The organism is Pseudomonas sp. G166 (assembly GCF_037027455.2).
GTDB lineage: Bacteria > Pseudomonadota > Gammaproteobacteria > Pseudomonadales > Pseudomonadaceae > Aquipseudomonas.
The window spans coordinates 1,470,504-1,496,006 of record NZ_CP146985.1 but is presented as its reverse complement, the minus strand read 5'-3'; the positions used below and the strand labels follow the sequence as shown (position 1 = coordinate 1,496,006).

Annotated in this window: 27 protein-coding genes; 10 read left to right on the top strand and 17 right to left on the bottom strand. The window is 59.7% G+C overall.

Going from position 1 to position 25,503, the window contains the following annotated elements; genetic code table 11:
- Positions 1-5: 5 nt before the first annotated feature.
- On the bottom strand, positions 6-431 hold the full coding sequence (locus SGN16_RS06695; RefSeq protein WP_335943566.1) for a nuclear transport factor 2 family protein: 426 nt from the start codon (positions 429-431) through the stop codon (positions 6-8).
- Positions 432-572: 141 nt separating this feature from the next.
- Here SGN16_RS06695 and SGN16_RS06690 point away from each other — a divergent pair, with 141 nt between their 5' ends.
- The gene (locus SGN16_RS06690) at positions 573-1,058 is read left to right on the top strand and encodes a GNAT family N-acetyltransferase (protein ID WP_335943565.1); all 486 of its coding nucleotides are present in this window, start codon (positions 573-575) and stop codon (positions 1,056-1,058) included.
- Positions 1,059-1,186: 128 nt separating this feature from the next.
- Here SGN16_RS06690 and SGN16_RS06685 read toward each other — a convergent pair whose 3' ends face one another.
- Both SGN16_RS06685 and SGN16_RS06680 read right to left on the bottom strand, forming a co-directional pair.
- Entirely contained in the window at positions 1,187-1,675 is a 489-nt protein-coding gene (locus SGN16_RS06685; protein ID WP_210643204.1) for a GyrI-like domain-containing protein, read from the bottom strand.
- Positions 1,676-1,753: 78 nt separating this feature from the next.
- Entirely contained in the window at positions 1,754-2,416 is a 663-nt protein-coding gene (locus SGN16_RS06680) for a LysE family transporter (RefSeq protein WP_335943564.1), read from the bottom strand.
- 208 nt (positions 2,417-2,624) lie between these two features.
- On the opposite strand from SGN16_RS06680, the gene alaC reads away from it, so the two are divergent.
- The gene (gene alaC, locus SGN16_RS06675) at positions 2,625-3,842 is read left to right on the top strand and encodes an alanine transaminase (RefSeq protein ID WP_210643202.1); all 1,218 of its coding nucleotides are present in this window, start codon (positions 2,625-2,627) and stop codon (positions 3,840-3,842) included.
- 138 nt (positions 3,843-3,980) lie between these two features.
- On the opposite strand, the gene SGN16_RS06670 is transcribed toward alaC, so the two are convergent.
- Positions 3,981-5,333 (bottom strand): GntP family permease, encoded by a 1,353-nt coding sequence (locus tag SGN16_RS06670; protein ID WP_210643201.1) that lies wholly within the window; start codon positions 5,331-5,333, stop codon positions 3,981-3,983.
- A 91-nt stretch (positions 5,334-5,424) separates the two neighbouring features.
- Positions 5,425-5,958 carry a gluconokinase gene (locus SGN16_RS06665; RefSeq protein ID WP_135844080.1) on the bottom strand — a complete coding sequence of 178 codons (534 nt, stop codon included), beginning with the start codon at positions 5,956-5,958 and terminating at the stop codon, positions 5,425-5,427.
- A 215-nt stretch (positions 5,959-6,173) separates the two neighbouring features.
- Between SGN16_RS06665 and SGN16_RS06660 the strand changes: the two genes are divergently transcribed.
- The 3 genes from SGN16_RS06660 (at position 6,174) to SGN16_RS06650 (ending at position 8,621) form a co-directional block, all read left to right on the top strand.
- A complete protein-coding gene (locus SGN16_RS06660; protein ID WP_335943563.1) occupies positions 6,174-7,205 on the top strand; it encodes a LacI family DNA-binding transcriptional regulator in 1,032 nt (343 codons plus the stop codon).
- 158 nt (positions 7,206-7,363) lie between these two features.
- Positions 7,364-7,918 carry a hypothetical protein gene (locus SGN16_RS06655; protein WP_210643199.1) on the top strand — a complete coding sequence of 185 codons (555 nt, stop codon included), beginning with the start codon at positions 7,364-7,366 and terminating at the stop codon, positions 7,916-7,918.
- Between the two features lie 298 nt (positions 7,919-8,216).
- The gene (locus SGN16_RS06650; RefSeq protein WP_210643198.1) at positions 8,217-8,621 is read left to right on the top strand and encodes a GNAT family N-acetyltransferase; all 405 of its coding nucleotides are present in this window, start codon (positions 8,217-8,219) and stop codon (positions 8,619-8,621) included.
- A 126-nt stretch (positions 8,622-8,747) separates the two neighbouring features.
- Here SGN16_RS06650 and def read toward each other — a convergent pair whose 3' ends face one another.
- The 3 genes from def to SGN16_RS06635 all read right to left on the bottom strand — a co-directional run bounded on the left by def (position 8,748) and on the right by SGN16_RS06635 (position 10,601).
- Positions 8,748-9,287 carry a peptide deformylase gene (gene def, locus SGN16_RS06645; protein ID WP_210643197.1) on the bottom strand — a complete coding sequence of 180 codons (540 nt, stop codon included), beginning with the start codon at positions 9,285-9,287 and terminating at the stop codon, positions 8,748-8,750.
- Positions 9,284-10,234, bottom strand: coding sequence for a YihY/virulence factor BrkB family protein (locus SGN16_RS06640; protein ID WP_210643196.1), 951 nt, complete (start codon positions 10,232-10,234; stop codon positions 9,284-9,286). The genes def and SGN16_RS06640 overlap by 4 nt, the downstream gene beginning before the upstream one ends.
- Before the next feature lie 175 nt (positions 10,235-10,409).
- Complete coding sequence (locus SGN16_RS06635; RefSeq protein WP_210643195.1) at positions 10,410-10,601, bottom strand: CsbD family protein; 192 nt, start codon at positions 10,599-10,601, stop codon at positions 10,410-10,412.
- A 195-nt stretch (positions 10,602-10,796) separates the two neighbouring features.
- On the opposite strand from SGN16_RS06635, the gene SGN16_RS06630 reads away from it, so the two are divergent.
- Positions 10,797-11,174 carry a hypothetical protein gene (locus SGN16_RS06630; RefSeq protein WP_030139341.1) on the top strand — a complete coding sequence of 126 codons (378 nt, stop codon included), beginning with the start codon at positions 10,797-10,799 and terminating at the stop codon, positions 11,172-11,174.
- 223 nt (positions 11,175-11,397) lie between these two features.
- On the opposite strand, the gene fadD1 is transcribed toward SGN16_RS06630, so the two are convergent.
- Both fadD1 and fadD2 read right to left on the bottom strand, forming a co-directional pair.
- The gene (gene fadD1 / locus SGN16_RS06625; RefSeq protein WP_335943561.1) at positions 11,398-13,089 is read right to left on the bottom strand and encodes a long-chain-fatty-acid--CoA ligase FadD1; all 1,692 of its coding nucleotides are present in this window, start codon (positions 13,087-13,089) and stop codon (positions 11,398-11,400) included.
- Between the two features lie 365 nt (positions 13,090-13,454).
- On the bottom strand, positions 13,455-15,143 hold the full coding sequence (fadD2, locus tag SGN16_RS06620; RefSeq protein ID WP_210643193.1) for a long-chain-fatty-acid--CoA ligase FadD2: 1,689 nt from the start codon (positions 15,141-15,143) through the stop codon (positions 13,455-13,457).
- Between the two features lie 235 nt (positions 15,144-15,378).
- On the opposite strand from fadD2, the gene SGN16_RS06615 reads away from it, so the two are divergent.
- The gene (locus SGN16_RS06615; RefSeq protein WP_335943560.1) at positions 15,379-16,323 is read left to right on the top strand and encodes an alpha/beta hydrolase; all 945 of its coding nucleotides are present in this window, start codon (positions 15,379-15,381) and stop codon (positions 16,321-16,323) included.
- Positions 16,324-16,364: 41 nt separating this feature from the next.
- Positions 16,365-16,835, top strand: a complete 471-nt coding sequence (locus SGN16_RS06610) for a MaoC family dehydratase (protein ID WP_003184579.1) — start codon at positions 16,365-16,367, stop codon at positions 16,833-16,835.
- A gap of 146 nt (positions 16,836-16,981) precedes the next feature.
- Here SGN16_RS06610 and SGN16_RS06605 read toward each other — a convergent pair whose 3' ends face one another.
- The 4 genes from SGN16_RS06605 to SGN16_RS06590 all read right to left on the bottom strand — a co-directional run bounded on the left by SGN16_RS06605 (position 16,982) and on the right by SGN16_RS06590 (position 20,750).
- Positions 16,982-17,842, bottom strand: a complete 861-nt coding sequence (locus SGN16_RS06605) for an HlyD family secretion protein (protein WP_210643191.1) — start codon at positions 17,840-17,842, stop codon at positions 16,982-16,984.
- 9 nt (positions 17,843-17,851) lie between these two features.
- Positions 17,852-18,058: a DUF1656 domain-containing protein gene (locus SGN16_RS06600; protein WP_003198565.1), complete on the bottom strand. Its 207-nt coding sequence runs from the start codon at positions 18,056-18,058 to the stop codon at positions 17,852-17,854.
- Positions 18,045-20,045: an FUSC family protein gene (locus SGN16_RS06595; RefSeq protein ID WP_335943559.1), complete on the bottom strand. Its 2,001-nt coding sequence runs from the start codon at positions 20,043-20,045 to the stop codon at positions 18,045-18,047. The genes SGN16_RS06600 and SGN16_RS06595 overlap by 14 nt, the downstream gene beginning before the upstream one ends.
- Before the next feature lie 237 nt (positions 20,046-20,282).
- Positions 20,283-20,750 (bottom strand): PA2169 family four-helix-bundle protein, encoded by a 468-nt coding sequence (locus SGN16_RS06590; protein ID WP_210643189.1) that lies wholly within the window; start codon positions 20,748-20,750, stop codon positions 20,283-20,285.
- Positions 20,751-20,956: 206 nt separating this feature from the next.
- On the opposite strand from SGN16_RS06590, the gene SGN16_RS06585 reads away from it, so the two are divergent.
- Positions 20,957-21,193 carry a DUF3820 family protein gene (locus tag SGN16_RS06585; RefSeq protein WP_025212254.1) on the top strand — a complete coding sequence of 79 codons (237 nt, stop codon included), beginning with the start codon at positions 20,957-20,959 and terminating at the stop codon, positions 21,191-21,193.
- An 18-nt stretch (positions 21,194-21,211) separates the two neighbouring features.
- Positions 21,212-22,399 carry an aminotransferase class V-fold PLP-dependent enzyme gene (locus SGN16_RS06580; protein ID WP_335943558.1) on the top strand — a complete coding sequence of 396 codons (1,188 nt, stop codon included), beginning with the start codon at positions 21,212-21,214 and terminating at the stop codon, positions 22,397-22,399.
- Between the two features lie 103 nt (positions 22,400-22,502).
- Here SGN16_RS06580 and SGN16_RS06575 read toward each other — a convergent pair whose 3' ends face one another.
- The 3 genes from SGN16_RS06575 to zwf are packed head-to-tail and all read right to left on the bottom strand — an operon-like array spanning position 22,503 to position 25,355.
- Positions 22,503-23,168: a bifunctional 4-hydroxy-2-oxoglutarate aldolase/2-dehydro-3-deoxy-phosphogluconate aldolase gene (locus SGN16_RS06575; RefSeq protein WP_335943557.1), complete on the bottom strand. Its 666-nt coding sequence runs from the start codon at positions 23,166-23,168 to the stop codon at positions 22,503-22,505.
- Between the two features lie 17 nt (positions 23,169-23,185).
- Complete coding sequence (gene pgl, locus SGN16_RS06570) at positions 23,186-23,899, bottom strand: 6-phosphogluconolactonase (RefSeq protein ID WP_210643186.1); 714 nt, start codon at positions 23,897-23,899, stop codon at positions 23,186-23,188.
- Positions 23,886-25,355: a glucose-6-phosphate dehydrogenase gene (zwf, locus tag SGN16_RS06565; protein ID WP_210643185.1), complete on the bottom strand. Its 1,470-nt coding sequence runs from the start codon at positions 25,353-25,355 to the stop codon at positions 23,886-23,888. The genes pgl and zwf overlap by 14 nt, the downstream gene beginning before the upstream one ends.
- Positions 25,356-25,503 lie beyond the last annotated feature (148 nt).

Below are 25,503 nucleotides of genomic sequence, written 5' to 3'. Positions count from 1 at the left end.
GACGATCAGGGTTGCAGGTCGAACAGTGTCGTACCGGCCATCGGGTCGAACGGTGCGGACCAGTGCTCATGAACGATCTTCCAGTGCCCGGCTACCCGTTGGTAGCAAGCCGTCACGCGCATCCAGCAGGCCTGCTCCTCGCCTTTGTCGTTGGTGCCGCCGCAATAAGCCAGCCAATGGGCGAAGGCGATGTTGTCGGCAGGGGTGATCTTGAGTTCATGGAAATCGAACTTGTGCGGGCCGGGGCACATTTGCATGCAGTCCTGCCAGTGTTTGCGGTAGGCGGTCTTGCCCTTGAATTGCAGGGCCTGGATGGCATCGAAGGAGACGATGTACTCATCGTAAAGCGCCATGACCTTTTCGATGTCCTTGGCCATGACCGCCTGGCGATAAGTGTCGATCAGGGTCCGGATTTCGGTTTCAGTGCTCATGATGATTCTCCGCGTTTTTTGTTGAAGACACCCTTGGTCGTTTGGAGAAACGGCGAATCGACAACCAAACAAAAATAATTCAAGCAAAGAAATTCGCTAGAATTCCAGGCCCATCCCGCCGACAGACACCGGACGTTTTTTGTGACCGCTCAGTTGGTACCTTACGAAGCGCTCACCACGCTTCAACGCAAGCAGGTCGAAGCCATCGAAATCACCCCCGAACAGGTCAGGTTCGCCGGCGATATCCATGGTGCGCTGCATATGCTGCTATCCAGGCCTGGCCCGGGGGTCAAGGGCTTCGCGCTGTTGGCTGACGACGTGCCAGTGGCGTTCCTGCTGCTCAAGCGCCCGCCAGTACTACCCGCCTGGGCCAATGAGCACAGCGCCACCCTGCACGCGCTGCAAGTCGACTATCGGGCCCAGGGCAAGGGGTACGGCAAGGCCTGCCTGCAGGCGCTGCCCGACGTGGCCCGCGCGATCTGGCCGGAAATCAAGGGGCTGGAGCTTTCGGTCGACGCCGATAATGATTCGGCCATTGGCTTGTACACCCGATCGGGCTGGGTCGACAGCGGCGAGGCGTACAAGGGGCGCGTTGCCTATGAGCGGCGAATGGGGTTGGTGTTCTAGAATCTCAATGGTCAACGCACCCCAATGCGGGAGCGAGCCTGCTCGCGAAAGGGTCGTTCGGCATGCACATTGCTGAATGTGCCGCAGCCATCGCGAGCAAGCTCGCTCCCACAGGGAATCTGCGTTGGTCAGCTCGGCTCGAGGGGTATCCAGATCTCCAAGGTGCCTTCGCCAGTCTTGGGATTGAAGTCTTCGCTATAGCGCTCGAATTCCGGCGCCTGCGCAGCGGTGTGGCCGGAACGCGGCAACCACACCTTCCAGATGTACTGGAACGTGTCCGGCAGGCTTTTCAACGGGCCTTTGTGTTCGAACACCGCGTAGTACCCAGGCTGGATTTCGATCCAGCGGTATCGTTCAGGCAGGTCGTCGAGCCGACTGATTTCCACCCCGGCGATGTAGTCGAACCCGCCCTTCCCGTCCGCATTGCAACACACACCGTAGGTCACCTCATCTTTCTGCCCTGGCACCTTGCCGAGCCAGGGCAAAAACTTTTCCCAGAGCAGCGGGATGTCCTGGGCGGTTTCCTGGGTAAAACTGGCGCCAAAACCGGCGATGAGCTGAAAGCGTCCGTGTTCAAAGCGTGGTTCGGCTGCGTTACCGCGTTCGTGCTTTTCCATGCGTCAACACTCCGGAAAACGTGAAGTCGGGCTTGGCAGTATAGAAGCCAAACCGTGATTGCCAGGCCGTTTCGCTTATCAGAATCCAGGCAGCGCCGTCGTAGCGGCTTTTCCGACAAACTCGTTGTACCCAGAAACAATCACATAGACAGCGAAATAACAGAAGATCGCCGCCGATGCCCAATAGGAATAACGCAGCAGCTTATCTCCCAGCAACTTGCCGCCCTGGGTTGCCGCCAGGCACAGGGCTGCGCACCACAGCAGCCCGGCGCAAAGAAAACCGCTGAGGAACAGTGCCGAGCTGAGCAAGGTTCCGCCGCCCGATCGAGCAATGAGTGTGCCGCCTACAGCGGCGAACCACAGAATGGCACTGGGCGATGACATGGCCAGGAAAATCCCGCGAAAGAACTCCTGCCGTGAAGAATTGCCCTGAATTTCACCCGCCTGCGCCAGCACCGCGCTGTGATAGATCGCCGAGTGGATCATTTTTGCCGCGAAATACAGCAGCAGCACCGAACCACCGATCCACAGCAACCAGCGCACCGCTTCGTATTGCAGCAGCACGGTCATGCCGGCCAAGGCCAGGACGGCGTAGATCAGATCCCCCACGCAAGTGCCCAGGCCCAGGGCGAACCCCTGGAAATAGCCGCGCTGCATCGCCAGGGTGATCATCGCGATATTGGCCACGCCAATGTCCAGGCACAGGGAGAGGCTCAGCAAGAAACCGCTGGAAAATTCCATCATCATTCCGTTCGAGTTTTGGCTATGGCGAATTGAGGCGCCCGCAGGCGTGGATAAGGTCGCACGTGCGCCTCGACAGTGTCATCGAAAATAGTTCAGCGCCGCTACTGGACAATTGGCTATTTGCCCCTTTATCTTGCGCCGCAGGCCACCGCAGTGGCCAACGTCGCTCGGACGGTTCCGGGCGCTCACGTATCTCGAGGCAACAATGGCCGAACAAGGTTCGCCGCGCCGCTTTGCGCGCATCGATAGACTCCCCCCGTATGTATTCAATATCACTGCCGAGCTGAAGATGGCTGCGCGTCGGCGCGGCGAAGACATCATCGACTTGAGCATGGGTAACCCCGACGGCGCCACCCCCCCGCACATCGTGGAAAAACTGGTTACCGTCGCCCAGCGTGAAGACACCCACGGCTATTCCACCTCCAAAGGCATCCCGCGCCTGCGCCGCGCCATTTCGCGCTGGTACAAGGATCGCTACGAAGTGGACATCGACCCGGAAACCGAGGCCATCGTCACCATCGGTTCCAAGGAAGGCCTGGCACACCTGATGCTGGCGACCCTGGACCAGGGTGACACGGTGCTGGTGCCCAACCCCAGCTACCCGATCCACATCTACGGCGCAGTAATCGCCGGCGCCCAGGTACGTTCGGTACCACTGGTGCCCGGTGTGGATTTCTTCGACGAACTGGAGCGGGCCATTCGCGGCTCGATTCCCAAGCCGAAAATGATGATTTTAGGCTTTCCGTCCAACCCGACCGCGCAGTGCGTGGAGCTGGACTTCTTCGAGCGGGTCATCGCCCTGGCCAAGCAGTACGACGTGCTGGTGATCCACGACCTGGCCTACGCCGACATCGTCTACGACGGCTGGAAAGCCCCGTCGATCATGCAGGTGCCCGGCGCGAAAGACATTGCCGTGGAGTTCTTCACCCTGTCCAAGAGCTACAACATGGCCGGCTGGCGCATCGGTTTCATGGTGGGCAACCCGGAACTGGTCAACGCCCTGGCGCGAATCAAGAGCTACCACGACTACGGCACCTTCACCCCGCTGCAGGTGGCCGCCATTGCCGCCCTTGAAGGCGACCAGCAATGCGTGCGTGACATCGCCGAGCAATACCGCCAGCGGCGCAATGTGCTGGTCAAGGGCCTGCATGAACTGGGCTGGATGGTGGAAAACCCCAAGGCGTCGATGTACGTCTGGGCCAAGATCCCCGAGGCCTATGCCCACCTGGGCTCACTGGAGTTCGCCAAGAAGCTGTTGGCCGAAGCCAAGGTCTGCGTCTCGCCGGGGGTGGGGTTCGGGGAATATGGGGATGATCACGTGCGCTTTGCGCTGATCGAAAACCAGGACCGGATCCGCCAGGCTGTCCGTGGGATCCGCGGGATGTTTCGGGCCGATGGGTTGATACAAAAACCTGGCGCCTGACACCAAACCAGGCTGATCGCCAGAAACCAATGTGGGAGCGAGCTTGCTCGCGATAGCGGTATAACAGTCAGCGAAGGTATCGACTGTCAGTCCGCCATCGCGAGCAAGCTCGCTCCCACAGTTGTTATGGGGTGTTTTTTAGACCACCAGCGACAGCAGCAGGATAAAGATCAAGCCCACCACGGACAGGATGGTTTCCATCGCGGTCCAGGTCTTGAAGGTTTCCGCCACGGTCATGTTGAAGTACTGCTTGACCAGCCAGAAGCCCGCATCGTTGACGTGAGACAGGATCAACGAACCGGCACCGGTCGCCAAGACCAGCAGCTCACGGTTCACACCCGGCATCATCCCCACCACCGGTACCACGATCCCGGCACCGGTAATGGTCGCCACCGTCGCCGAACCGGTAGCAATGCGGATCACCGCCGCCACCAGCCAGGCCAGCAGGATCGGGGAAATCTGTGCACTCACGGCCATGTGCCCGATCACGTCGCCCACGCCGCTGGTCACCAGCATCTGCTTGAAGCCACCACCGGCACCGATGATCAAGATGATCGCGGCGGTCGGCGCAAGGCTCGCATCCAGCCATTTGAGCATCTGGCTGGAACCAATGCCCTGCTTGTAGCCGAAGGTATACAGCGACAGCAGCAACGCCAACAGCAGCGCGGAAATCGGATGCCCGATCAAGTCCATGAGTGTGCGGAAGAAATTGCCGTCCGGCAGCACAACGTCAGCGAAGGTCTTGAGCAGCATCAGGAACACCGGCAGCAGCACGGTGATCAGGGTGATGGAGAAGCTCGGCAAAACGGCGGAATCGTTCTCACGCGCCAGTTGATCCACCAACTCCTGATTAGGATGACCAGGGATGTGCTTGGCGATGAACGTACCGAAAATCGGCCCGGCGATAATGGCCGTTGGCAGCGCCACAATCAGACCGTAAAGAATGGTTTTACCGATGTCGGCACCGAACACGCCAATCGCCAGCAACGGCCCCGGGTGCGGTGGCACCAGGCCGTGGACCGCGGAAAGCCCCGCCAGCAGCGGGATACCGATCTTGATAATCGAAACACCGGTGCGGCGCGCGACGATGAACACCAGCGGGATCAGCAGCACGAAGCCGATTTCGAAGAACAGCGGAATGCCCACCAGGAACGCGGCGAACATCATGGCCCACTGCACTTTATCTTTGCCGAAAGCACGGATCAGGGTCTGGGCGATCTGATCGGCCCCGCCCGATTCGGCCATCATTTTGCCGAGCATGGTGCCCAGCGCGAGGATGATGCCGACAAAGCCCAATACTCCACCGAAGCCGTCCTGGAACGCCTTGATGATGGTGCCGATCGGCATGCCCGACGTCAGGCCGAGAAAGGCGGCGGCGATAGTCAGCGCAATGAACGGGTGGAGCTTGAATTTGGTGATGAGGACGATGAGTCCAATCACCGTGACCACTGCATCGAGCAGTAGAAACGACTCGTGGGACATGCCAAACATGGGGGGTGTCTCCTGATTTGTTGTTGTTATTGAAGCAGTTATTTGTGAGCCATCGGGACAGCGCTATCTTTCTGGCGCAAATTTTTCAAACTCAACTCGCCAGCTTCAAACCATGGTCCAACCACCAGACGTAAGCCTGATGAGCCAATTCATCGACGCTGTGGCTGGAGGCGTCCAGAGCCAGGGTCAGGGGCTCGCCGACAGGGGATTGAAGGGTGGCAAACTGGCTGTCGATCAAGGTCGACGGCATGAAATGGCCGGGCCGATGGGAAACCCGGTCGGCGGCCACTTCGGGGGTCAATTCAAGAAACACGAAGCCCAGGCCAGGCAAGGCACTGCGCAGACGCTCGCGATAACTGTGCTTGAGGGCCGAGCAGGTCAGCACCGGGCGCTCGCCCAGGGCATCGACGCGGCGCAACTCATCGCACAGGCTGTCGAGCCAGCCGGCACGGTCGTCGTCGTTCAAGGGGATACCGGCGCTCATCTTCTGGATGTTGGCCGCAGGGTGGAAAGTGTCGCCTTCGATGGCGGTGGCGCCGCTCAACTGGCACAGGGCCTGGCTGACGCAAGTTTTGCCGCAACCGGCAACGCCCATGATGACCAGGGCGGTGATGGGATTATTCATGTAACACCTCAGCGCGCAGACAGCGCTACCTTTGCCAGTTATGACACCGCAGCAAAAGCAGAAGTTGCCGACGCCTTCTTGTCATTTTTGTGGTTGCAGCATGTTCGTTCACGACGACAACGGACGGGGCTCAGGCAAACCCCACTCACGCATTTGCAGACGCGTCGAGACAGCGCTACCTTAGTGCCTTGATTTTTGTTTGGCAAGCCGCCCTGATGACCCTCCCTAAAAACGATAAGAATACTCGCACCACCGGCCGCCCTACGCTCAACGAAGTCGCACGCTTGGCCGGTGTCAGCCCCATCACCGCCTCCCGTGCCCTGCGTGGCGTCAGCACCGTCGCCACCGAGCTGGTGGAAAAAGTCCGCCAGGCCGCCGTGGAGCTCAACTACGTCGTCAACCCCGCTGCCCGTGCCTTGGCTTCGGCCCAGAGCCATTCGGTGGTGGTACTGGTGCCGTCGTTGTCCAACCTGTTGTTCATCGACACCCTGGAAGCCATTCATCGGGTGCTGCGCCCCAAGGGCTTCGAAGTGGTGATCGGTAACTACCACTACTCCCGCGACGAAGAAGAAGACCTGCTGCGCAACTACATGGCCTATCAGCCCCGTGGTTTGTTGCTGACCGGTTTCGACCGCACCGAAAGCGCCCGACGCATGATCGAGGCCAGCAACATTCCCTGCGTATACATGATGGAACTGGACCCCGGCGCGGGCCTTAATTGCGTCGGGTTTTCCCAGCTCAAGGCTGGTGAGACGGCAGCCGAGCACTTGATTTCCAAGGGGCGCAAGCGCCTGGCCTACATCGGCGCGCAACTGGATCAGCGCACCTTGCTACGCGGCGAAGGCTTTCGTCGTGCCCTGCAGAACGTCGGGTTGTACGATCCGGACCTGGAAGTGCTGACGCCGCGTCCCTCATCGGTGGGCCTGGGCGGCGAACTGTTCCTGCAACTGCTGGCCAGCCATCCGGACGTCGATGCGATTTTCTTCGGCAACGATGACCTGGCCCACGGCGCCCTGCTCGAAGCGTTGCGCTGTGGCATCAAGATCCCCGAGCGCGTCTCGATCCTTGGCTTCAACGACCTGCCCGCCTCGGCCCACATGGTGCCGCGCCTGAGCAGTATCAGTACCCCACGGGAAGCCATCGGTCGTCGTGCCGCGGAACAGATGCTGACGTTGATGGCCGGTAACCGCATTGCGCAGCCGGTGGTGGACATGGGCTTTGAACTCAAGGTTCGCGAAAGTACCTGAGCCTCCACGCTCAAGCGGTCGATCCATGCCGTCCGACGGCAAGAGTTGGCCGCCAGGCTCGCCCTCCTCGGGCCCAGCCCCTTGGAATCCGTGGCCTGCGGCGACGGCATGGGAATTGCTCCTGCCCATCGCTCAGTCATTACCTACAGGTACCCATCATGTTGGTCAGTGCCAAACAACAATCGATGATCTTGCCGCTCAAACGCCCGGGCGAGGATCCCACCGCCGAAGCCGCCAGCGGCCTGCAAAGTGCTGCGTTGCAGGCATTGCGCGATAACGTCCAGGCCCAGGCCAGCCAAGGCAGCGCCAAAGTCGAGGATTCCTTCACCCGACGAGCCACGCAACAGGTCAATGCGAGCACCGCCATCAGCGACAATGTCGACGAGGCGTTCGCCAAGACCCGCGTGCAACTGCAGACCGTGGCATCGTCAGCGTCTGAAGACACCACGACGCTTGGCGGCTCCGCGACGGCAGAATTCAAGGACTACATGAGCAAGACGCCTGAAGAGCGCCTGCGCGACAGCATCCTTGAAGAGATGGGCATTACCGAGCAAGAGTTCGAGGCGATGCCACCCGAGAAGCAAATGGCGGTCAACCAGGAGATTGCCCAGCGCATGCAGGACAAGTCGGCGATGGCTCAGGTCGAGAAGGCCCAGCAAAGCCACACGAGCGACAAAGACCCGTCTGTGGACAAGTTCCTCGCCTCTCTCTGAGCTTGCCAGCGATAGAAGTGCAGCGGGTTTGAGCCGGGGTTACAGCCCCAGCTCAAACCCGGGGCCAACCAAGGCAGTACCGGTTCAATGACCGAACAGGTTCACCTTCTTGGTTTTTTTGTCGGCGCGCTTTTCATCAGCGGTCTTCGCCGGCTTTTTCTTTGCCGCTTTTTTTGAATCCATGCCTTTGGCCATGATACGTACTCCAGTCATACGGGATGTGAAGTCAGGTATACACCTATCGCCGTGCCTGCGTTCTTTTATAATCGCCCTCCCCTTGCCCCTCGCGACCCCTGCCATGGCCGAAATCCACTACTCACAGCTCGAAGCACCGCTGTGGCCGCTGATGAACAAGTTCTATCGCGCCCACCAATCCTCGATGAAAGCAGTGCGGGAGGCGCAGTTGTGGGTGGCGCGGCGGGATGAAATCGTCGCGGCGCTGTGTTTGCGACCGGTATCGGGCGGGCATTGGTTGACGGGGTTGTTCGTCGACCCGGCATGCCGCGCACAGGGCATCGCCGCGCGGTTGATCGCCGAAGCGGTGAAAGGCGTGAATGAGCCAGTCTGGCTGTTCTGCCACCCGGATTTGCGCGGCTTTTATGAGCGGCGCGGTTTCAGCTTCGACCCCGAATTGCCCTATGCGATGGCCGAGCGCCTGAGCCGGTATGCGCGTAGCAAGCCGATGATTGCGATGGGGTTATGAAGTGCAGCCCAGATCCCCGTGGGAGCGAGCTTGCTCGCGATAGCGGTGTGTCAGCCACCAGTGATGCGATTGAGCCGACGCCATCGCGAGCAAGCTCGCTCCCACAAGGGTTGAGTCAGCTAGGCGTTAGTCATCCGCAGTCGGATCCAGATCCGGAAACATCACCTCGGTAAACCCGAACTTGCTGAAATCGGTAATCCGCGACGGGTACAACCGCCCAATCAGGTGATCGCACTCATGCTGCACCACGCGAGCATGAAAACCTGAAGCGGTGCGCACGACCGGCTCGCCCTTTGGATCAAAACCTTCGTAGCGAATGTGCTGGTAGCGCTCGACCGCCCCGCGCAGGCCCGGCACCGACAGGCAGCCTTCGAAGCCCTCCTCCATCAGTGGGCTTAGCGGGGTAATCAGTGGATTGATCAGGATGGTCTGGGGCACGGCTTCGGCGTCGGGGTAACGCTCGCTGTGCTCGAAGCCAAAGATAACCAGCTGCAGGTCAACTCCGATCTGCGGCGCTGCCAGACCGACGCCGCCGACGCTTTCCATGGTCTGGAACATATCGTCGATCAACTGCCACAACTCTGGGCTGTCAAACATTTCCGTTGGCACCGGCGGGGCGATGCGCAGCAGGCGTTCGTCGCCCATTTTCAGGATTTCGCGAATCATGGTCGGGCTTCGTCAGGGTGGGGATGGGGAATGGAATGGTCGCGGCCCAGGCCCGACACATGTTGTTTTTCGTGCTCGCCCGCGCTCTTTTCGCCCGGGTTCTTGCCCTCGGCGGACATGTGCTCGATCACCGCGTTCATTTCCGCGCCGAGCAACAGCACCGCCGAAGAAATATAGAAGTACAGCAGCAACACAATGATCGCGCCGATACTGCCATACATGGCGTTGTAGTTGGCAAAGGTCTTGACGTAGAACGCAAAGCCCAGGGAAGCGACAATCCACACCACCACGGCCAGCACCGAGCCCGGCGTGATGAAGCGAAATTCCTGTTTCACGTCGGGCATCACGTAGTAGATCAACGCCACGGCCACCATCATCAAAATCACGATCACCGGCCAGCGCACAATCGTCCAGAGCGTGACGATAAACTCCTCCAGCCCGACCTGGGCCGCAATCCAACCCATCACTTGCGGCCCGAGCACCATCAACGCAGCAGCGGCCAGCAGCATGCCAGCGATGCCGATGGTGTAGAAAATCGACAGTGGAAAACGCTTCCAGGCCGGCCGGCCCTCGACCACATCGTAGGCGGCATTCATCGCGCTCATCATCAACCGGACACCAGCCGAAGCCGTCCATAACGCAATGACGATACCCACCGACAACAACCCGCCCTTGGATTGCTGGAGCTGGTCTATTACCGGATTGACCTGTTCCAGGGCCTGGGGCGGCAGCACCAGTTCCGATTGCAGGCGCAGCCAGGAAAAGAAGTCCGGCAGGTGCAGGAAACCAATCAGCGCGATCAGGAAAAGGATGAAGGGGAACAGCGAAAACAGCATCTGGTAAGCCAACGCCGAGGCGTAGGTCGACATCTCGTCGTCGAGAAACTCGGTCACGGTGCGCATCATCACACGATGCAAGGGCAAGCCTTTCAAGGCCGGGAACATCATGTGCGTCTCCTTTCACCGCAAAAAAGGAAGGTCGCCTGGCGACTCACGGGGTTGCTATCCAAGACAAAAGTAACCTGTTTGGCGACTTTGGAACAATTTCCCCGGTGCAAGTTCGAGCCGACATGAAAACGGCCATCCGCGGATGGCCGTTCCAATCGTTTTTTCAACAGGCCAGTTATGCCTCGTTAACGCCTTTCTTGACTGCATCCTTGACCTTGCCCACGGTTTGCTGGGCCTCACCTTTTTTCTCCTGGACCACGCCCTCGGCGCGCATGCGGTCATTGTCGGTGGCCTTGCCGACGCCTTGCTTGATGTTACCGACGGCTTCGTTGGCAACGCCCTTCACTTTATCGCTCGTGCTACCCATGATGTCTCTCCTGTGAACAACGGTACGAAAAGTCATTACATAAGGGTTGACCGAGGCCGTTTGCGGGGAGTTTCATTTTTTCAGCAGCGCATTTCATCGTCAGATGCAGGTTGCGCTTTATGTTTGCCGATCCACCCCCGAGAATGCCCCACGTATTCAGGCTGCGGCCTGAGGCTCCAATCCCGTAGGAACGTTATGAAACTCGATAAAAAGCAGGCCATCGCCCGCAGAAACCAGGAACTGGGCGGCGCCGTACTGGGCGTCAATAACTGCCACTTCAGCGAATTGAACCGCAACCGCAACATCTTCTGGTTCGATATCCCGGTGGCACGCCTGGCCATCGGTCAGTACGAATGGATTCATCTGTTGCTGCACACACCGGCCACCGATGAGTTGCTGCATTTGAAAGTGCCCACGGTGTTCCTGCGCGAGAAAATGGAAGGCCTGGAAGTACGCAACCAGGGCAAGCGCAAGGCCGCCCTGAGCCTGGAACTGAGCGCCGATAAAGACTCGTACCTGCAGGACATGCGGCCCGGCGGCACCAACCTGGATTTTGCACAGTTCAGGCTGTAACCCGATTTCCAAGGACCAAAACGCTCTCTGTAGCGAAGGGATTTGTCCCCGCTGGGTTGCGAAGCGGCCCCACGGTTCGTCAGCCACTGCGATGTGCCAGACAGGATGCAGGGGGTTGCTGCGCACCCAGCGGGGATAAATCTCCTCGCCACAGGTTTTGTGCTCGGCAAGACGATCCGCATAAAAAAGCCCCGCGTTCGCGGGGCTTTTGTTTGTTGCAGTCTTACTTCTTCAGGCCCAGCTTCCTGAGCTCTTCATCCCGCAACTCGCGCCGCAGGATCTTGCCCACGTTGGTGGTCGGCAACGCGTCGCGAAACTCTACGGCCTTGGGCACTTTGTAGCCGGTGACGTTGGCACGCATATGCTCCATCACTTGCTCCTTGGTGAGCGTGACACCCGGCCGGGCAACGATGAAGATCTTGATCGCCTCGCCGGATTTTTCGTCCGGTACGCCGATGGCCGCGCATTGCAGCACCCCTGGCAGGGTTGCCAGCACGTCTTCCAATTCGTTGGGGTACACGTTGAAACCAGAGATCAGGATCATGTCTTTCTTGCGATCGACGATGCGCATGTAGCCATCCGGCTGGATCACCGCGATATCACCGGTCTTGAGCCAGCCTTCGCTGTCGAGGATCTCGTCGGTGGCGTCCTGGCGCTGCCAGTAGCCCTTCATGACCTGCGGACCTTTCACACACAGTTCACCGATTTCGCCCAATGGCTGTTCGACGCCTGCGTCATCGATCACCTTGCACAGCGTCGATGGCACTGGAATGCCGATGGTGCCGATCTGGATATTCTGGATCGGGTTGACGGTGGCCACCGGGCTGGTTTCAGTCATGCCATAGCCTTCGCAGATCGGGCAGCCGGTCACTGCTTTCCAACGCTCAGCCGCAGCCAGTTGCAGGGCCATGCCGCCGGACAAGGTGACTTTCAGCGCCGAGAAATCCAGCTTACGGAAAGCTTCGTTGTTGCACAGGGCCACGAACAGGGTGTTGAGGCCAACGAAACCACTGAACTTCCACTTCGACAGCTCCTTGACCATCGCCGGCAGGTCACGCGGATTGCTGATCAGGATGTTGTGGTTGCCGATCAGCATCATCGCCATGCAATGGAAGGTGAAGGCGTAGATATGGTAAAGCGGCAGCGGCGTGATCAGAACTTCGCAACCTTCGTTGAGGTTGGAGCCCATCAGCGCCTTGCACTGCAACATGTTCGCCACCAGGTTGCGGTGGGTGAGCATCGCGCCCTTGGCCACGCCGGTGGTGCCGCCGGTGTACTGCAGCACCGCCACATCGTCACTGGTGGGGTTGGCTTCGCTCACGGGCTGGCCGTGCCCCTTGCTCAGCACATCGTTGAACTTGATGGCCTTGGGCAGGTGATAGGCCGGGACCATTTTCTTGACGTACTTGATCACGCTGTTGATCAACAGGCGCTTGAACGGCGACAGCAGGTCGGCGACTTCGGTGACGATGACATGCTTGACGCTCGTCTTGGGCACCACGCTCTCGGCCAGGTGCGCCATGTTCGCCAGGCAAACCAGTGCCTTGGCGCCGGAGTCGTTGAACTGGTGTTCCATTTCCCGCGCGGTGTACAGCGGGTTGGTGTTGACCACGATGAGGCCGGCGCGGATCGCCCCGAACACGGCCACCGGGTACTGCAGAACGTTGGGCAATTGCACGGCGATTCGATCGCCCGGCTGTAAATCGGTATGCTGTTGCAAATACGCGGCAAAGGCACCGGACAATTCGTACAGTTCACCGTAGGTGATTGTCTTGCCGAGGTTGCTGAATGCCGGCTTGTCGGCAAAGCATTGGCAGGACTGCTTCAACACCGCCTGAATATTCGGATACTCATCTGGATTGATGTCGGCAGCAATCCCAGCTGGGTACTTATCCTTCCAAAAGTCTTCAATCATGGAAGCCCACTCCTCAGCAACGCGAATTTCTCACCGCATTTGATGCGATTATTATTGGTGTGTTTATTGGTGAATCTGGCTTGAATCAAGGCCGAGAAGTCACAAAAGCGCGCCGAGAGTAGCAGCTTTGCCAAGGGTCGCCTAGAGCCAAAAGCAGCCCCTACAGTCACAAACATGACTTAAGAATATTTCATGGTCATTTTTAGAGTAAAAATTCTAAGCTCCTGCTAAATCCCCCCGAATACACAAAAAACTGTGGGAGCGAGCTTGCTCGCGATGGCGGTGTATCAGTCACATCTCTGGTCACTGACATACCGCCATCGCGAGCAAGCTCGCTCCCACAGAGTTTCCATGAGGCCAACGCCTCAAGCGATATCGCGCAACTCCCGCCGCAGAATCTTGCCTACCGGGGTCATCGGTAGCGTTTCGCGCAACACGATGTGCTTGGGTACCTTGTAGCCGGTGAAGTTTTCCTTGCAGTAGGCCTTGAGCTCCTCGAGGCTGATGCCCGCCTCGCGTGCCACCACAAACAGTTTCACCGCCTCCCCCGAACGTTCATCCGGCACACCGATTACCGCGCAGTTGGCGACTTTCGGGTGGGCCATCACCACGTCTTCGATCTCGTTGGGGTACACGTTGAAACCCGAGACGATGATCATGTCTTTCTTGCGATCGACAATGCGCACAAAACCATCCGGGTCGATCACCGCGATGTCTCCGGATTTGAACCAGCCCTCGCTGTCCAGGACTTCGGCCGTGGCTTCAGGCTTGTTCCAATAGCCTTTCATGATCTGCGGGCCCTTGATGCACAGTTCGCCGCGCTCGCCGAAGGGTTGCTCGACACCATCATCGCTGATCACTTTCATGAGCGTACCCGGCACCGGCAACCCCACTGTGCCCAGCCGGGACCTGCCACCGTAAGGATTGGCGCAGGCCACCGGCGAGGTTTCGGTCAGGCCATAACCTTCGGCGATGCTGCAACCGGTGATTTGCTCCCAGCGCTCGGCCGTGGCCTTGATCAGCGCAGTACCGCCGGAGTTGGTGACCTTGAGGTTAGAGAAATCCAGGGTCTTGAAATCCGGATGGTCCATCAACGCCACGAACAGTGTGTTGAGTCCCAGCAACACCGAGAAACGCCAGTTCTTCAGCTCCTTGATGAAGCCTGCGATGTCCCGCGGGTTGGTGATCAGCACATTGTGGTTGCCGGTGACCATCATGCACATGCAGTTCGCCGTAAACGCATAGATGTGGTACAGCGGCAGCGGCGCGATCATCACCTCCTGGCCTTCGCGCAGCAAGGGGTGGCCGTCGTCGCCGAGCTGGCCCAGGCATGCACGGGTCTGTTGCATGTTGGCCACCAGGTTGCCATGGGTCAGCATCGCCCCCTTCGCCAAGCCGGTGGTACCGCCGGTGTATTGCAGCACCGCAATGTCATCGAGGCTGACCTTCAGCGGCTTGATCCCATGGCCGCGCCCCAGGCGCAAGGCACTCTTGAAAGAAACGGCCTGGGGTAATGAATAGTCCGGGACCATCTTCTTGACCTTGCTGATCACCGTATTGACCAGCCAGCCCTTGGCGGTGGGCATCAAGTCGCCCATCCTGGCTTCGATCAGGTATTGCAGGTCCGTGTCGGGCAGCACCTCCTGGACCTTCTGCCCGAACAGGTTCATGTACACCAGCGCCCGGGCGCCGGAGTCCTTGAACTGGTGGCGCATTTCCCGAGGGGTGTACAACGGGTTGGTATTGACCACGATCAGCCCGGCGCGCAAGGCCCCGAACACGGCAATCGGATATTGCAGGACATTGGGCATCTGCACCGCGATACGGTCGCCGGGAACCAGGTCGGTGTGGGCTTGCAGGTAGCCGGCGAAGGCGGCGCTGTAGCGCTCGAGCTGGGCATATGTGAGGGTCACACCCATGTTGCTGAACGCCGGACGATCGGCAAATTTCTTACAGGAACGCTCGAACACCTCGATCACCGACTTATAGGCCCCCAGGTCTATCTCCGAGGGCACGCCGGCCGGGCGTTTGTCATTCCAGAAATCAGGCTGCATTGTTTTTGTCCTCTTTACCTGAGCGTATCCGGGCCGCTTCTGTGTCACTTGCAGAGGCGGAGCTCTTGGGACACTAGCAGCTATGGCCCATCAGGCAAATATGGCGACCTGCGTCATAGATTGTGTGAATCTTCCTGCCTCGGCGTAGCCTGATCAGACGAGACGCAACGGATGGGCTATACAATGCAGCAACACTGCGCACGCCTCTGTGATGCTCCTGGGTAAAGGAATCGACATGATCCACCAAACGTTCATGCTGACCGCGACCGACCACAGCCACCTGTTCGTCAATCAGTGGTTGCCCGAAACCGAGCCTGAAGCGCTGATCATGCTGGCCCACGGTATGGCCGAACACAGCGGGCGCTATGGGCGCCTGGCCCAGGCCCTGTGCGCTGAAGGCTACGGCGTCTATGCCCCAGACTTGCGCGGCCACGGCAAAACCGGTGAAAAAGCGATTCTCGGCCACTTTGCGGACGAAGACGGCTGGACCAAAGTGGTGGGCGATCTGGCCAGTCTTAACCAGCACATCGGCCAGCAACATCCTGAAATACCCATCGTGTTGCTGGGTCATAGCATGGGCAGCTACATCGCCCAGGGTTACCTGCTTCACCACAGTGCCAGCCTGCATGGGGCGATTCTCAGTGGTTCCAATTTCCAGCCGGTGGCGCTTTATCGCGCGGCTCGCCTGATCGCCCGCTTCGAACGCTGGCGCCAGGGTGCCACGGGGCGCAGCGCCTTGATCGAGTGGCTGTCGTTTGGCAGTTTCAACAAAAAATTCAAACCGACACGTACCGCCTTCGACTGGCTCAGCCGCGACCCGGCCGAAGTCGACAAATACGTCCGCGACCCGCTGTGCGGCTTTCGCTGCACCAATCAGTTGTGGATCGACCTGCTCGGCGGCTTGCAGCAAATCAGCAAAGCGTCCAATCTCGCCCAGATCGATCCAGGCCTGCCGCTGCTGGTAATCGGCGGCGAATGTGATCCGGTGAGCGAAGGCGAGCGTCTGAAGGATCTGGCCGACGCCCTGCGCGAGGCCGGCAGCCGGTACCTGCAATTGACGATTTATCCGCAGGCCCGGCACGAACTGTTCAATGAGACCAACCGCGACGAAGTGACGGCCGACGTACTCGCCTGGATTGCCCAGGCCCTGAGCCACAAGCGGCCGCCGCGCAGCGAGTAGATTTTCAGCGTTTTCCTTTATCCTCACAGGATTTGAGACAGATGACCCAGGTTACCAACATTCCTTACGAAGCCCTCGAAGTCGGCCAGACCGCCAGCTACAGCAAAACCGTCGAAGAGCGCGATATCCAGCTGTTCGCCGCCATGTCGGGCGACCACAACCCGGTGCACCTGGACGCCGAATTCGCGGCGGCGAGCATGTTCAAGGAGCGTATTGCCCACGGCATGTTCAGCGGTGCGCTGATCAGCGCGGCAGTGGCCTGCGAGTTGCCTGGGCCAGGAACCATCTACATCGGCCAGCAGATGAGCTTCCAGAAACCGGTGAAGATTGGCGACACCCTGACCGTGCGCCTGGAGATCCTGGAAAAACTGCCGAAGTTTCGTGTGCGTATCGCCACGCGTGTGTTCAACCAGCGCGATGAGTTGGTGGTGGATGGCGAGGCGGAAATCCTTGCGCCGCGCAAGCAACAGACCGTGACCTTGCCGACGTTGCCGGCGATTACTGTCGGCTGAAGATCGTTCCCACGCTCTGCGTGGGAATGCATCCTGTGACGCTCTGCGTCACCCTCCAAGAGCGGAACGCGGAGCGTCCCTGGCGACATTCCCACGCAGAGCGTGGGAACGATCGACAATCAAAAGATCGCAGCCCTCGGCAGCGCCTACAGGTCTTCACGCACCTGCACACTCGCCGTCATCCCCGCACTCAGGCTCACTCCTTGCGGCACCCCGTCCAGTTTGATTCGCACCGGAATCCGCTGGGCCAGGCGCACCCAGTTGAAGGTCGGCTCGACCTCTGCCAGTAATTGCGCATCTGGGTTGGTATTACGGTCGGTGATACCGCGGCTGATGCTTTCGACGTGGCCTTCCAGTGCATGGTCGGCGCTCATCAGCCAGACTTTGACCGGGTCGCCCACGCGAATCCTCGCGAGCTTGGTTTCTTCGAAATAGGCCTGCACATAAAACGTCGAATCGTCGATCAGCGCCATGACTGGCTGCCCGGCATTCACGTAGTTGCCTTCGGCCAGGCGCAGGTTGGTGATGTGACCGCTGCGTGGAGCCAGGACCTGGCTGCGAGCCAGGTTGAGCTCGGCGACCTTGGCCTCGGCCTGGGCCTCACGCAATTCGCCCCGGGCAATACCGGCGTTGATCTGCGCGTTTTCCCGTAGCTCGGCACTGATGGCCTGGGGCCCCAGGGCGGCGCGGCGACTCGCTTCATGTTCACGCAGGCTCAATTGCTGCTGACGGGTCTGGACCACCGCCCGGGCTTTCTCCAGCGCGGCCTCGAAACGCTCGCGGTCGATGCTGAGCAATAAGTCGCCAGCCTTGACCGCCTGGTTATCCACAGCCTTGAGCTCGCGCACCCAACCCGAGACGTCGGGTGCGATCACCACCACATCGGCGCGGATTCGCGCATCGCGGGTCCAGGGCGTGAGCATGTAGTACTGCCACAAATGAAACCCGGCGAAGATCGCCACGGCCACCACGCCCAGCGTAATGGCGACACGTACGGAGGTACGCATGTTCAACTCCTATAGCGGCCCGAGGACCACGGTAATAACAGTCAGGACACAGACATACAGGGCGCAGTCGAACAACGCTTCATGCCAGATCCAGCGCCCGGCCGGCACAAGGCTGAGCAACAGGCGCAGCGCACCGGTCACCAGCAACGCCAGCACCACGTAAATCAGGAACGGGCTGAGCAACACCCCGCCGATCGACCACTCACGCAAGCCCATGGCTGTGCTCCTGTCGTTCAGGTTCGTGCTGGCGACACCAGGCGTGCCAGCTGTTTTGCAATTGCAACACCGCGCCTTGGGCCAGTTTCAATGCATCACCGGGCGGCTGCGCCGACAACACCTGCAAAAATTCAGTGCTCGCTGGGGCCAGTGCATCAGCCTGGCTACCGACCGGGCCTTGCTCGAGCACCTGCTGCAGCGCTTCGAAATAGCGGCGTTGAGCCTGGCTATCGGGCAATTGGGCGACAGCCAGGCTCAGACGTAAATGCAGTAGCTCGTCGCCAACGTCCAGGCCTAACAATCCGTCGTCCCAACGGCTGCGAGCCGGTACCGGCAGCTCGGGATAGTGTCGTGCCAGTTGCAATAACCGGTCAGCCATGCGCCCGCCAAACCAGCTCTCGGCCCCGCGCAGATTGCGGTGGGTCAGCCGCACCAGGTCGTCGAGGGTCGCGGCCAGCAAACGACGACTGTGCCAAGCCGGATCGCGCAGAATCAGCAGATTGAACGCCAGCACCGCCGAACCGACACCAATCATCATCGCCTGGGCATTATTGAAGAATGCCGCGACGTCGTACTTCATGGCATTGAGCGGCGAGATCAGCACGACAAAATGCAGGCAGAACGACGTGGCCGTGGCGAATATCTGTGGCTTGGCCATGCCCAGTGCCCCGAAAAACAATGGCACGCCCATGGCCATGCAGAGCATCGCGAAGCTGCTCCACTGCGGCAGCACGATCTCACCGATCACAAACGCCGTCGGCACCGCCAAGAGAATGCCGCGCAGGAAGCTCATGCCAATTTGCGCACCGTTTTCGCGACTGGCAAACAGGCTGCACACCACGCAGGTAAGCACCAATGCGCCCGAGGCGGCGGGCCAGGCAGTCGCCAGCCAGAAACAGGCGACCGCCAGGAACGCCAAGGCGCTGCGGGCACCGAACACCATGGCCAGGGACAGATCACGGTGAGGCGTCAAGGTACGTGGCGGGTCCGCCGCCTCTGTACCCTCTTGCACAGCCGTCAGCGCAGCGCAGGCGGCCAGGGCGGTATCGAGCAATAAAGCGAAACGGGCCAGGCAATAACTTTGCGCCGAGCTGATCAGAGGATCGTGAGACGCATCCCATACCCGCGGGCGCAAGGCTTGCAGGGTCGTGCTGTCGGCGTCCAGGGCTAGCTGCACCTCGTTCATCCACGGCTGGAGGGCCTCGGCCTCTTCGGGGGCGAGCTGTTTCCACTGCCGACGCACCGAGCGGGAAATGCGCAGCAGCATCAGCAATTTCTGGCTCAAGCCACTGATGGCGCGGGCCCGCTGCCGGCCAAGGCTGCCTTCGAACCAGGCATGTTCACGCTGGGCATCCACCGCGACGATCTTGCCAAGGATTTCCAACAGCCCTTTACGGGCCTGGGCGTCGCCAGCCAGGGTGGCACGGGCTGCCTGCATGCCGCTCTGCCAGGCGGCACGGGCCTGACCGGCCAATTGCCGCTCGACCCGCAACGGCCAGAGCAAGGCGCTGGCAGCCGTGGCACAGACAATCCCCAGGCTGATCTCAGTACAACGCGCCACGGCCTGATCGAACACCCCCAGCGGATGAGAAATGGCCGGTAATGCGATGATCGCCACCGTGTAGCCGGCCAGCACAAATGAGTAGGACCAGGCGCTGCGCAACAGTGTGGAACAGGCCGTGCACAGGCCCAGCCACAGCGCCAGCGCCAGCAGGAACAACCAGGGCGCCTGGGCGAACAGGCCCATGAACACCACCGACATGACCGTACCCACCAACGTACCTAGCAGGCGCGCCAGCCCCTTCTGCACCACCATCCCGGACAGCGGCTGGGCCACGATGAACGCCGTCATCAGCGCCCATGACGGCTGCTCCAGCCCCCAGCGCAACGCCAGCCACAGCGCCAGTCCGCCGCCAAGCACGGTCTTGATGGCGAACTGCACAGCGAGGCGGTCGGGGGCGAACAAGGCCTGGAAGGTTATGGGCACGCGAGAAACTCTTATGGAGACGCTGTAACGATAGATGCAATAAAGACGGATGAACGGACGCAATTATTAGCTAGCTACCTAACTGAGTCCAGAGGTGATTTTTGATGGATTTCACAACACACTGTTGTGGCAACGGGATTTATCCCCTCGCCACAGCAGTGCTCAACTTCAATCTGATTTGCCTCCCACAAAAAAACGCCAGGCAAGCTGGCGTTTTTTTGCATCAGGACCCGTTGTTTAACTGGCTTTGCGCGCCTGGTTGCGCAGCGCCTTGACCTGGTCATGGTTGCGTTGCACGCCATGGTACTGACGCTCTACCAGGTCACGAATGCCCACCAGGTTGTGCTTGTTGATCTTCTCCAGGGCTTCCTTGTAGGCCTTCAGCGCATGGTCTTCACCGCGCTCGGCTTCGTTGAGCACCGCTTCTTCGCCCTTGCCGGTGAACATGGCTTTCACGTCCACCCAACGGCGGTGCAGGTCACCGGCTACGCTGGTAGAAGTTTCCGGATCACCACCCAGCGCGCGAACGGCCGCTTGCAGTTCGGTTGCGGCAGCGGCGCAATCAGCGGCGCGCTGGACGAACAGAGTCTTGAGCTCAGGGTGCTTGATGTCTTCAGCGCAAGTCTTGAAACCTTCCTGGCCATCTTTGCTGGTCTCGATCAGGTCGTTCAGGACGGAGATGGATTCTTTATTGATGTCGGTCATTTTTCAATTCCTTTGCTTGGTGAATAAAAAACCTGCAAGGAATATTGCATCGGCCGTGCCAGCCCCAACCAAAAAACAAAATCATTAAAAATCAACAAGTTACAAAAACATATAAAATCTGTATCCGCGTTATTTGCATGATCTGTCATTTGGCCTGCATGCAGAATGCCTGTATTTTCCAAGCTGTTTGAATCAAGACGATTGCCATGAACCCGGAAAAGCTCGAACTGCTGGTCACGCGCCAGATGCCCTTTGGTAAATACAAGGGGCGAATCCTCGCCGACCTCCCCGGCCAATACCTGAACTGGTTCGCCCGCGAAGGCTTTCCCCACGGAGAACTGGGCGGTCTGCTGGCACTTATGCAGGAAATCGACCACAACGGCCTGTCGGATCTGCTCGACCCTTTGCGCGCCAAACACGGCAAACCCAAGCCTCGCCACTAATTGATTGAGCCTGCGTCCATGCCCGAAAACACCCTGCGCGCCCACGATGAAGCTTTCTGGCAGACCTACGCCGGCCGCTATGAGGTCGACACCGAGGGACCGCTCAATCTGGAAAACGGCTATTTCGGCCGTATGTCACGGACCGTGGTCGAGGAATACCAGCGCAATATCGCATTCATCAACCGCAGCAACTCGGTGTACGTACGCCAGCATTTCGACCGGGAACATGACGATGCGATTCGCCGCCAAGTGGCGCAGCTGGTCCGCGTTCCCCCCAACAGCGTGGCGATGGCCACCAGTGCGGTGGACGCCCTGCAATCGCTGATTCGCAACTACAACAAGCTCAAGCCGGGCGATCAGGTGCTGATCTGTGATTTGGAATACGCGTCGGTCAAAAGCGCGATGCGCTGGCTGGCTCGACAGCGTGGTGCAGAGGTGATCGAACTGGTCCACTCGCACCCCGCCAGCCTTGAAAGCCTGGTGGGCAGCTACCGCAACGCGTTCATTCGCCACCCTCGCGTGAAGCTGATGGCGCTGACCTACGTCAACCACCTCACTGGGCTGGTGATGCCGGTCCAGGCCATTGCCGAGACCGCTGATGAGTTTGACGTCGATATCATTCTCGACGGCGCCCATGCCCTGGGCCAGATCGACTTCGACCTGAAAAAACTCGGCATCCAGTTCGCGGGGTTCAACCTACAGAAGTGGATCGGCGGGCCTCTGGCCCTCGGGTTCTTGTACATAGATCCGCAGCGGCTGGCCGACATCGACCCGGACATGGACGAAGGGCATTATCCCGCCACCGATATCCGCTCGCGCACGCCCCACAGCACGCCAAACATCCCGGCCTTACTGACACTGCCGCTGGTGTTCGAGGAACACTATGCGCTGGGCGGCGCTTCGGCCAAGGGCGCGCGACTCAACTATCTGCGGGACCTGTGGGTGAGCGCTGTGCGTGAAGTGCCGGGTATCGAAGTCATGACCCCGGACGATCCGAACCTGTACTGCGGCATCACGTCAATGCGCTTCACCGCCCATACCGACCAACAGGCGATGGCCGATCGATTGCTCGATGACTATGGGATCTTCACCGTGGTGCGCCATACGAGTGTCGGGCCATGCATTCGCATTACACCGGGGCTGACCACCCTGGCGAGCGATATTGAGCGGTTGACCGAAGCACTGATCGCCTTGAGCCGAACATAATTAGGCCCAGTGTTCGGACTAAAACCCGGGGCAAAAAAAAACGGCGCGCCGACCAAGCGCACCGTAAAGCCGTAGAACACCCAACGAGGTTTCGGTAAAGCAATCAGTCCAGCAGCGCCAGTGCCTCGGCGGTGCATTCCTGGATGCGGGCCCAGTCGCCGTTCTTGATCCACTCCGGATCAAGCATCCAGCTGCCACCCACGCACATCACGTTTTTCAACGCCATGTAGCTCTTGATGTTGGCCGGGCTCACGCCGCCGGTCGGGCAGAATTTCACTTCACCGAATGGGCCGCCCAGGGCCTTGATAGCCGCGACGCCGCCACTGACTTCCGCCGGGAACAATTTGAAGCGGCGATAGCCCAGGCCGTAGCCTTCCATGATGCCGGAGGCGTTGCTGATGCCCGGCAGCAATGGGATCGGGCTGCCAACGCTGGCCTCGAGCAGGTCACGGGTGATGCCTGGGGTGACGATGAACTGCGAACCCGCGGCTTCGGCGGCGGCCAGCATGTGGCGGTCGAGTATGGTGCCAGCACCGGTCACCAGTTCAGGACGCTGCTCGCGCAGGATCTGGATAGCCTTGAGGCCATACTGGGAACGCAAGGTCACTTCCAGCGCCGTCAGGCCACCGGCAGCCAGGGCATCGGCCAGCGGCAGGATGTCCTGTTCGCGGGCGATGGTGATCACCGGCAGGATCCGCGCCTTGGCGCAGAGGCTGTCGATCAGGGTAACTTTGTCCGCCATGGAAACGGTCGGGGATGGGTTTGTCATAGCGGCTGATCCTTGGTTCATGGGCACCAGTAAATCTCTAGCGTGGGTTGCAAAAACGCGCGGATCGGCATTTCGGCGACATCGTCACCCGCCACCGCAGCGTTCAGAGTGGTCAATTTCGACTGACCGGAAATCGACAGCACTTTGTGTTGCGCCGAAGCCAGCAAGGCGCGGCTCATGGTCAAGCGCTGGTGCGGCACGGTCGGCGCCAGCATCGGCCAGCAACGGCGAGCACCGTTGGCATCCAGGGCTTGGGCGAGGTTCGGGCTGTCGGGGAACAGCGAGGCGGTGTGCCCGTCATCGCCCATGCCCAATACCAATACGTCGATTGGCGGCAGCTCGGCCAGCAAGCGATCAGCCTGTTCGGCCGCCGCATCCAGGTTGGCGCTGGCGCTGTAAAGGCTGAGGAATTGAGCCTTGGCTGCTGCACCTTGCAGTAGATAGCGCTTGAGCAGGCCGGCGTTGCTGTCGGCATGTTCGACCGGCACCCAGCGTTCGTCGGCCAGGCTCACCACCACTTTCGACCAGTCCAGCGCCTGTTTTGCCAGGCTCTGGAAGAACGCCACTGGGCTACGCCCGCCGGACACCACCAGGACAGCCGTGCCACGCGCATCGAGCGCAGCACGCAGTTGCTCGGCCACTTTCAACGCCAAGCCTTCAGCCAGCAGCACTGGGCTTTTGAATTCCAGGGCACTGACGCCCTGCGGCAGTTTCAATTCAGATATCGCCATACCATGACCTCCCATCCCGCGTGATCAGTGCAATAGAGCTCATCGGCCCCCAGGACCCAGCCGCATACGGCTTGGGCGCATCGCCGGACTTCTTCCACCCGGCGATCAACTGGTCACACCACGTCCACGCGGCTTCAATTTCATCTTTACGGACAAACAGGTTCTGATTGCCGTTCATGACTTCCAGCAACAACCGCTCGTAGGCATCGGGAATCCGTGCGCTGCGATAGGTGTCGGAAAAGTTGAGTTGCAACGGACCGCTGCGCAATTGCATGCCCTTGTCCAGGCCTTGCTCCTTGGTCATCACCCGCAGGGAAATCCCTTCGTCCGGTTGCAGGCGGATGATCAGCTTGTTACTGATCTGCAGGCGCTGCTCTGGGGCGAAGATGTAGTGGGACGGTTCCTTGAAGTGAATGACGATCTGCGACAGCTTTTGCGGCATGCGCTTGCCGGTACGCAGGTAAAACGGCACCCCGGCCCAACGCCAGTTGCGAATGTCGGCGCGCAGGGCGACGAAGGTTTCGGTGTCGCTCTGGGTATTGGAGTTGGGCTCTTCGAGGTAGCCCGGTACCGCCTTGCCTTCACTGTGGCCGGCGATGTATTGGCCCCGCACCACCTGGGTGGTCAGGCCTTCCGGGCTGATCGGCGCCAGGGCCTTGAGCACCTTGACCTTCTCGTCCCGAATGCTGTCGGCGGACAAGTCGGCCGGCGGATCCATGGCGATCAGGCACAGCAACTGCAGCAAGTGGTTCTGGATCATGTCCCGCAGCTGGCCGGCCTTGTCGAAATAGCCCCAGCGGCCTTCGATGCCGACTTTCTCGGCCACGGTGATTTCCACGTGGGAAATGTAATTCTGGTTCCACTGGGTTTCGAACAGGCTGTTGGCGAACCGCAGTGCGATCAGGTTCTGTACCGTCTCTTTGCCCAAGTAGTGGTCGATGCGATAGGTGCGGTTTTCCGGGAAAAACTGCGCCACGGCGTCGTTGACCTTGCGCGAGGACTCCAGGTCCGAACCGATGGGTTTTTCCAGCACGACCCGGGTGTTTTCGCTCAAGCCGACCTTCGCCAGGTTCTCGCAAATCGCGCCGTAGACCGCCGCTGGAGTGGCAAAATAGGCAATGACCTGTTGCGCCGAACCGGCCAGTTCGGCCAGGGCGACGTAATCGTCGGCCTTGAGGAAATCCACGTGCAGGTAAGTCAGGCGCGCCAGGAAGCGCTCGACCACGGCTTCGTTCAGGTCCTTCTCACCCACGTAGCGGCGCAGTTCAGCGGCGATGAACGCCAGGTGCTGCTGCGCGCTGCCGGGTTCACGGGCCAGGGCGATGATCCGCGTATCCTCATGCAGCAGGTCCGCGCCATCGAGTTGATAAAGGGCAGGAAAAAGCTTGCGCAAGGCCAGATCGCCCAACGCACCGAACAAGGCAAATGTGCACGGTTCAACCGTAATCGAAGGCATGATGTTTGTTCTTTTATCAAGTTAAGCTACAAATACCTTTTTTCAAGGTATCACTCAAGGAAAAATGTAGTAATAACCACAACATTTTTCGAAAATTCCGATTCCGAGTGGTGGTCCGTCAGAGCCATCAGTAGGATAGGCCACCGCA

Coding starts and splice junctions, on each gene's coding strand:
- SGN16_RS06695 (WP_335943566.1), bottom strand. CDS start 431: ATGAGCACTGAAACCGAAATCCGGACCCTGATCGACACTTATCGCCAG.
- SGN16_RS06685 (WP_210643204.1), bottom strand. CDS start 1,675: ATGGAAAAGCACGAACGCGGTAACGCAGCCGAACCACGCTTTGAACAC.
- SGN16_RS06680 (WP_335943564.1), bottom strand. CDS start 2,416: ATGGAATTTTCCAGCGGTTTCTTGCTGAGCCTCTCCCTGTGCCTGGAC.
- alaC (WP_210643202.1), top strand. CDS start 2,625: ATGGCCGAACAAGGTTCGCCGCGCCGCTTTGCGCGCATCGATAGACTC.
- SGN16_RS06670 (WP_210643201.1), bottom strand. CDS start 5,333: ATGTTTGGCATGTCCCACGAGTCGTTTCTACTGCTCGATGCAGTGGTC.
- SGN16_RS06665 (WP_135844080.1), bottom strand. CDS start 5,958: ATGAATAATCCCATCACCGCCCTGGTCATCATGGGCGTTGCCGGTTGC.
- SGN16_RS06660 (WP_335943563.1), top strand. CDS start 6,174: ATGACCCTCCCTAAAAACGATAAGAATACTCGCACCACCGGCCGCCCT.
- SGN16_RS06655 (WP_210643199.1), top strand. CDS start 7,364: ATGTTGGTCAGTGCCAAACAACAATCGATGATCTTGCCGCTCAAACGC.
- SGN16_RS06650 (WP_210643198.1), top strand. CDS start 8,217: ATGGCCGAAATCCACTACTCACAGCTCGAAGCACCGCTGTGGCCGCTG.
- def (WP_210643197.1), bottom strand. CDS start 9,287: ATGATTCGCGAAATCCTGAAAATGGGCGACGAACGCCTGCTGCGCATC.
- SGN16_RS06640 (WP_210643196.1), bottom strand. CDS start 10,234: ATGATGTTCCCGGCCTTGAAAGGCTTGCCCTTGCATCGTGTGATGATG.
- SGN16_RS06635 (WP_210643195.1), bottom strand. CDS start 10,601: ATGGGTAGCACGAGCGATAAAGTGAAGGGCGTTGCCAACGAAGCCGTC.
- SGN16_RS06630 (WP_030139341.1), top strand. CDS start 10,797: ATGAAACTCGATAAAAAGCAGGCCATCGCCCGCAGAAACCAGGAACTG.
- fadD1 (WP_335943561.1), bottom strand. CDS start 13,089: ATGATTGAAGACTTTTGGAAGGATAAGTACCCAGCTGGGATTGCTGCC.
- fadD2 (WP_210643193.1), bottom strand. CDS start 15,143: ATGCAGCCTGATTTCTGGAATGACAAACGCCCGGCCGGCGTGCCCTCG.
- SGN16_RS06615 (WP_335943560.1), top strand. CDS start 15,379: ATGATCCACCAAACGTTCATGCTGACCGCGACCGACCACAGCCACCTG.
- SGN16_RS06610 (WP_003184579.1), top strand. CDS start 16,365: ATGACCCAGGTTACCAACATTCCTTACGAAGCCCTCGAAGTCGGCCAG.
- SGN16_RS06605 (WP_210643191.1), bottom strand. CDS start 17,842: ATGCGTACCTCCGTACGTGTCGCCATTACGCTGGGCGTGGTGGCCGTG.
- SGN16_RS06600 (WP_003198565.1), bottom strand. CDS start 18,058: ATGGGCTTGCGTGAGTGGTCGATCGGCGGGGTGTTGCTCAGCCCGTTC.
- SGN16_RS06590 (WP_210643189.1), bottom strand. CDS start 20,750: ATGACCGACATCAATAAAGAATCCATCTCCGTCCTGAACGACCTGATC.
- SGN16_RS06585 (WP_025212254.1), top strand. CDS start 20,957: ATGAACCCGGAAAAGCTCGAACTGCTGGTCACGCGCCAGATGCCCTTT.
- SGN16_RS06580 (WP_335943558.1), top strand. CDS start 21,212: ATGCCCGAAAACACCCTGCGCGCCCACGATGAAGCTTTCTGGCAGACC.
- SGN16_RS06575 (WP_335943557.1), bottom strand. CDS start 23,168: ATGACAAACCCATCCCCGACCGTTTCCATGGCGGACAAAGTTACCCTG.
- pgl (WP_210643186.1), bottom strand. CDS start 23,899: ATGGCGATATCTGAATTGAAACTGCCGCAGGGCGTCAGTGCCCTGGAA.
- zwf (WP_210643185.1), bottom strand. CDS start 25,355: ATGCCTTCGATTACGGTTGAACCGTGCACATTTGCCTTGTTCGGTGCG.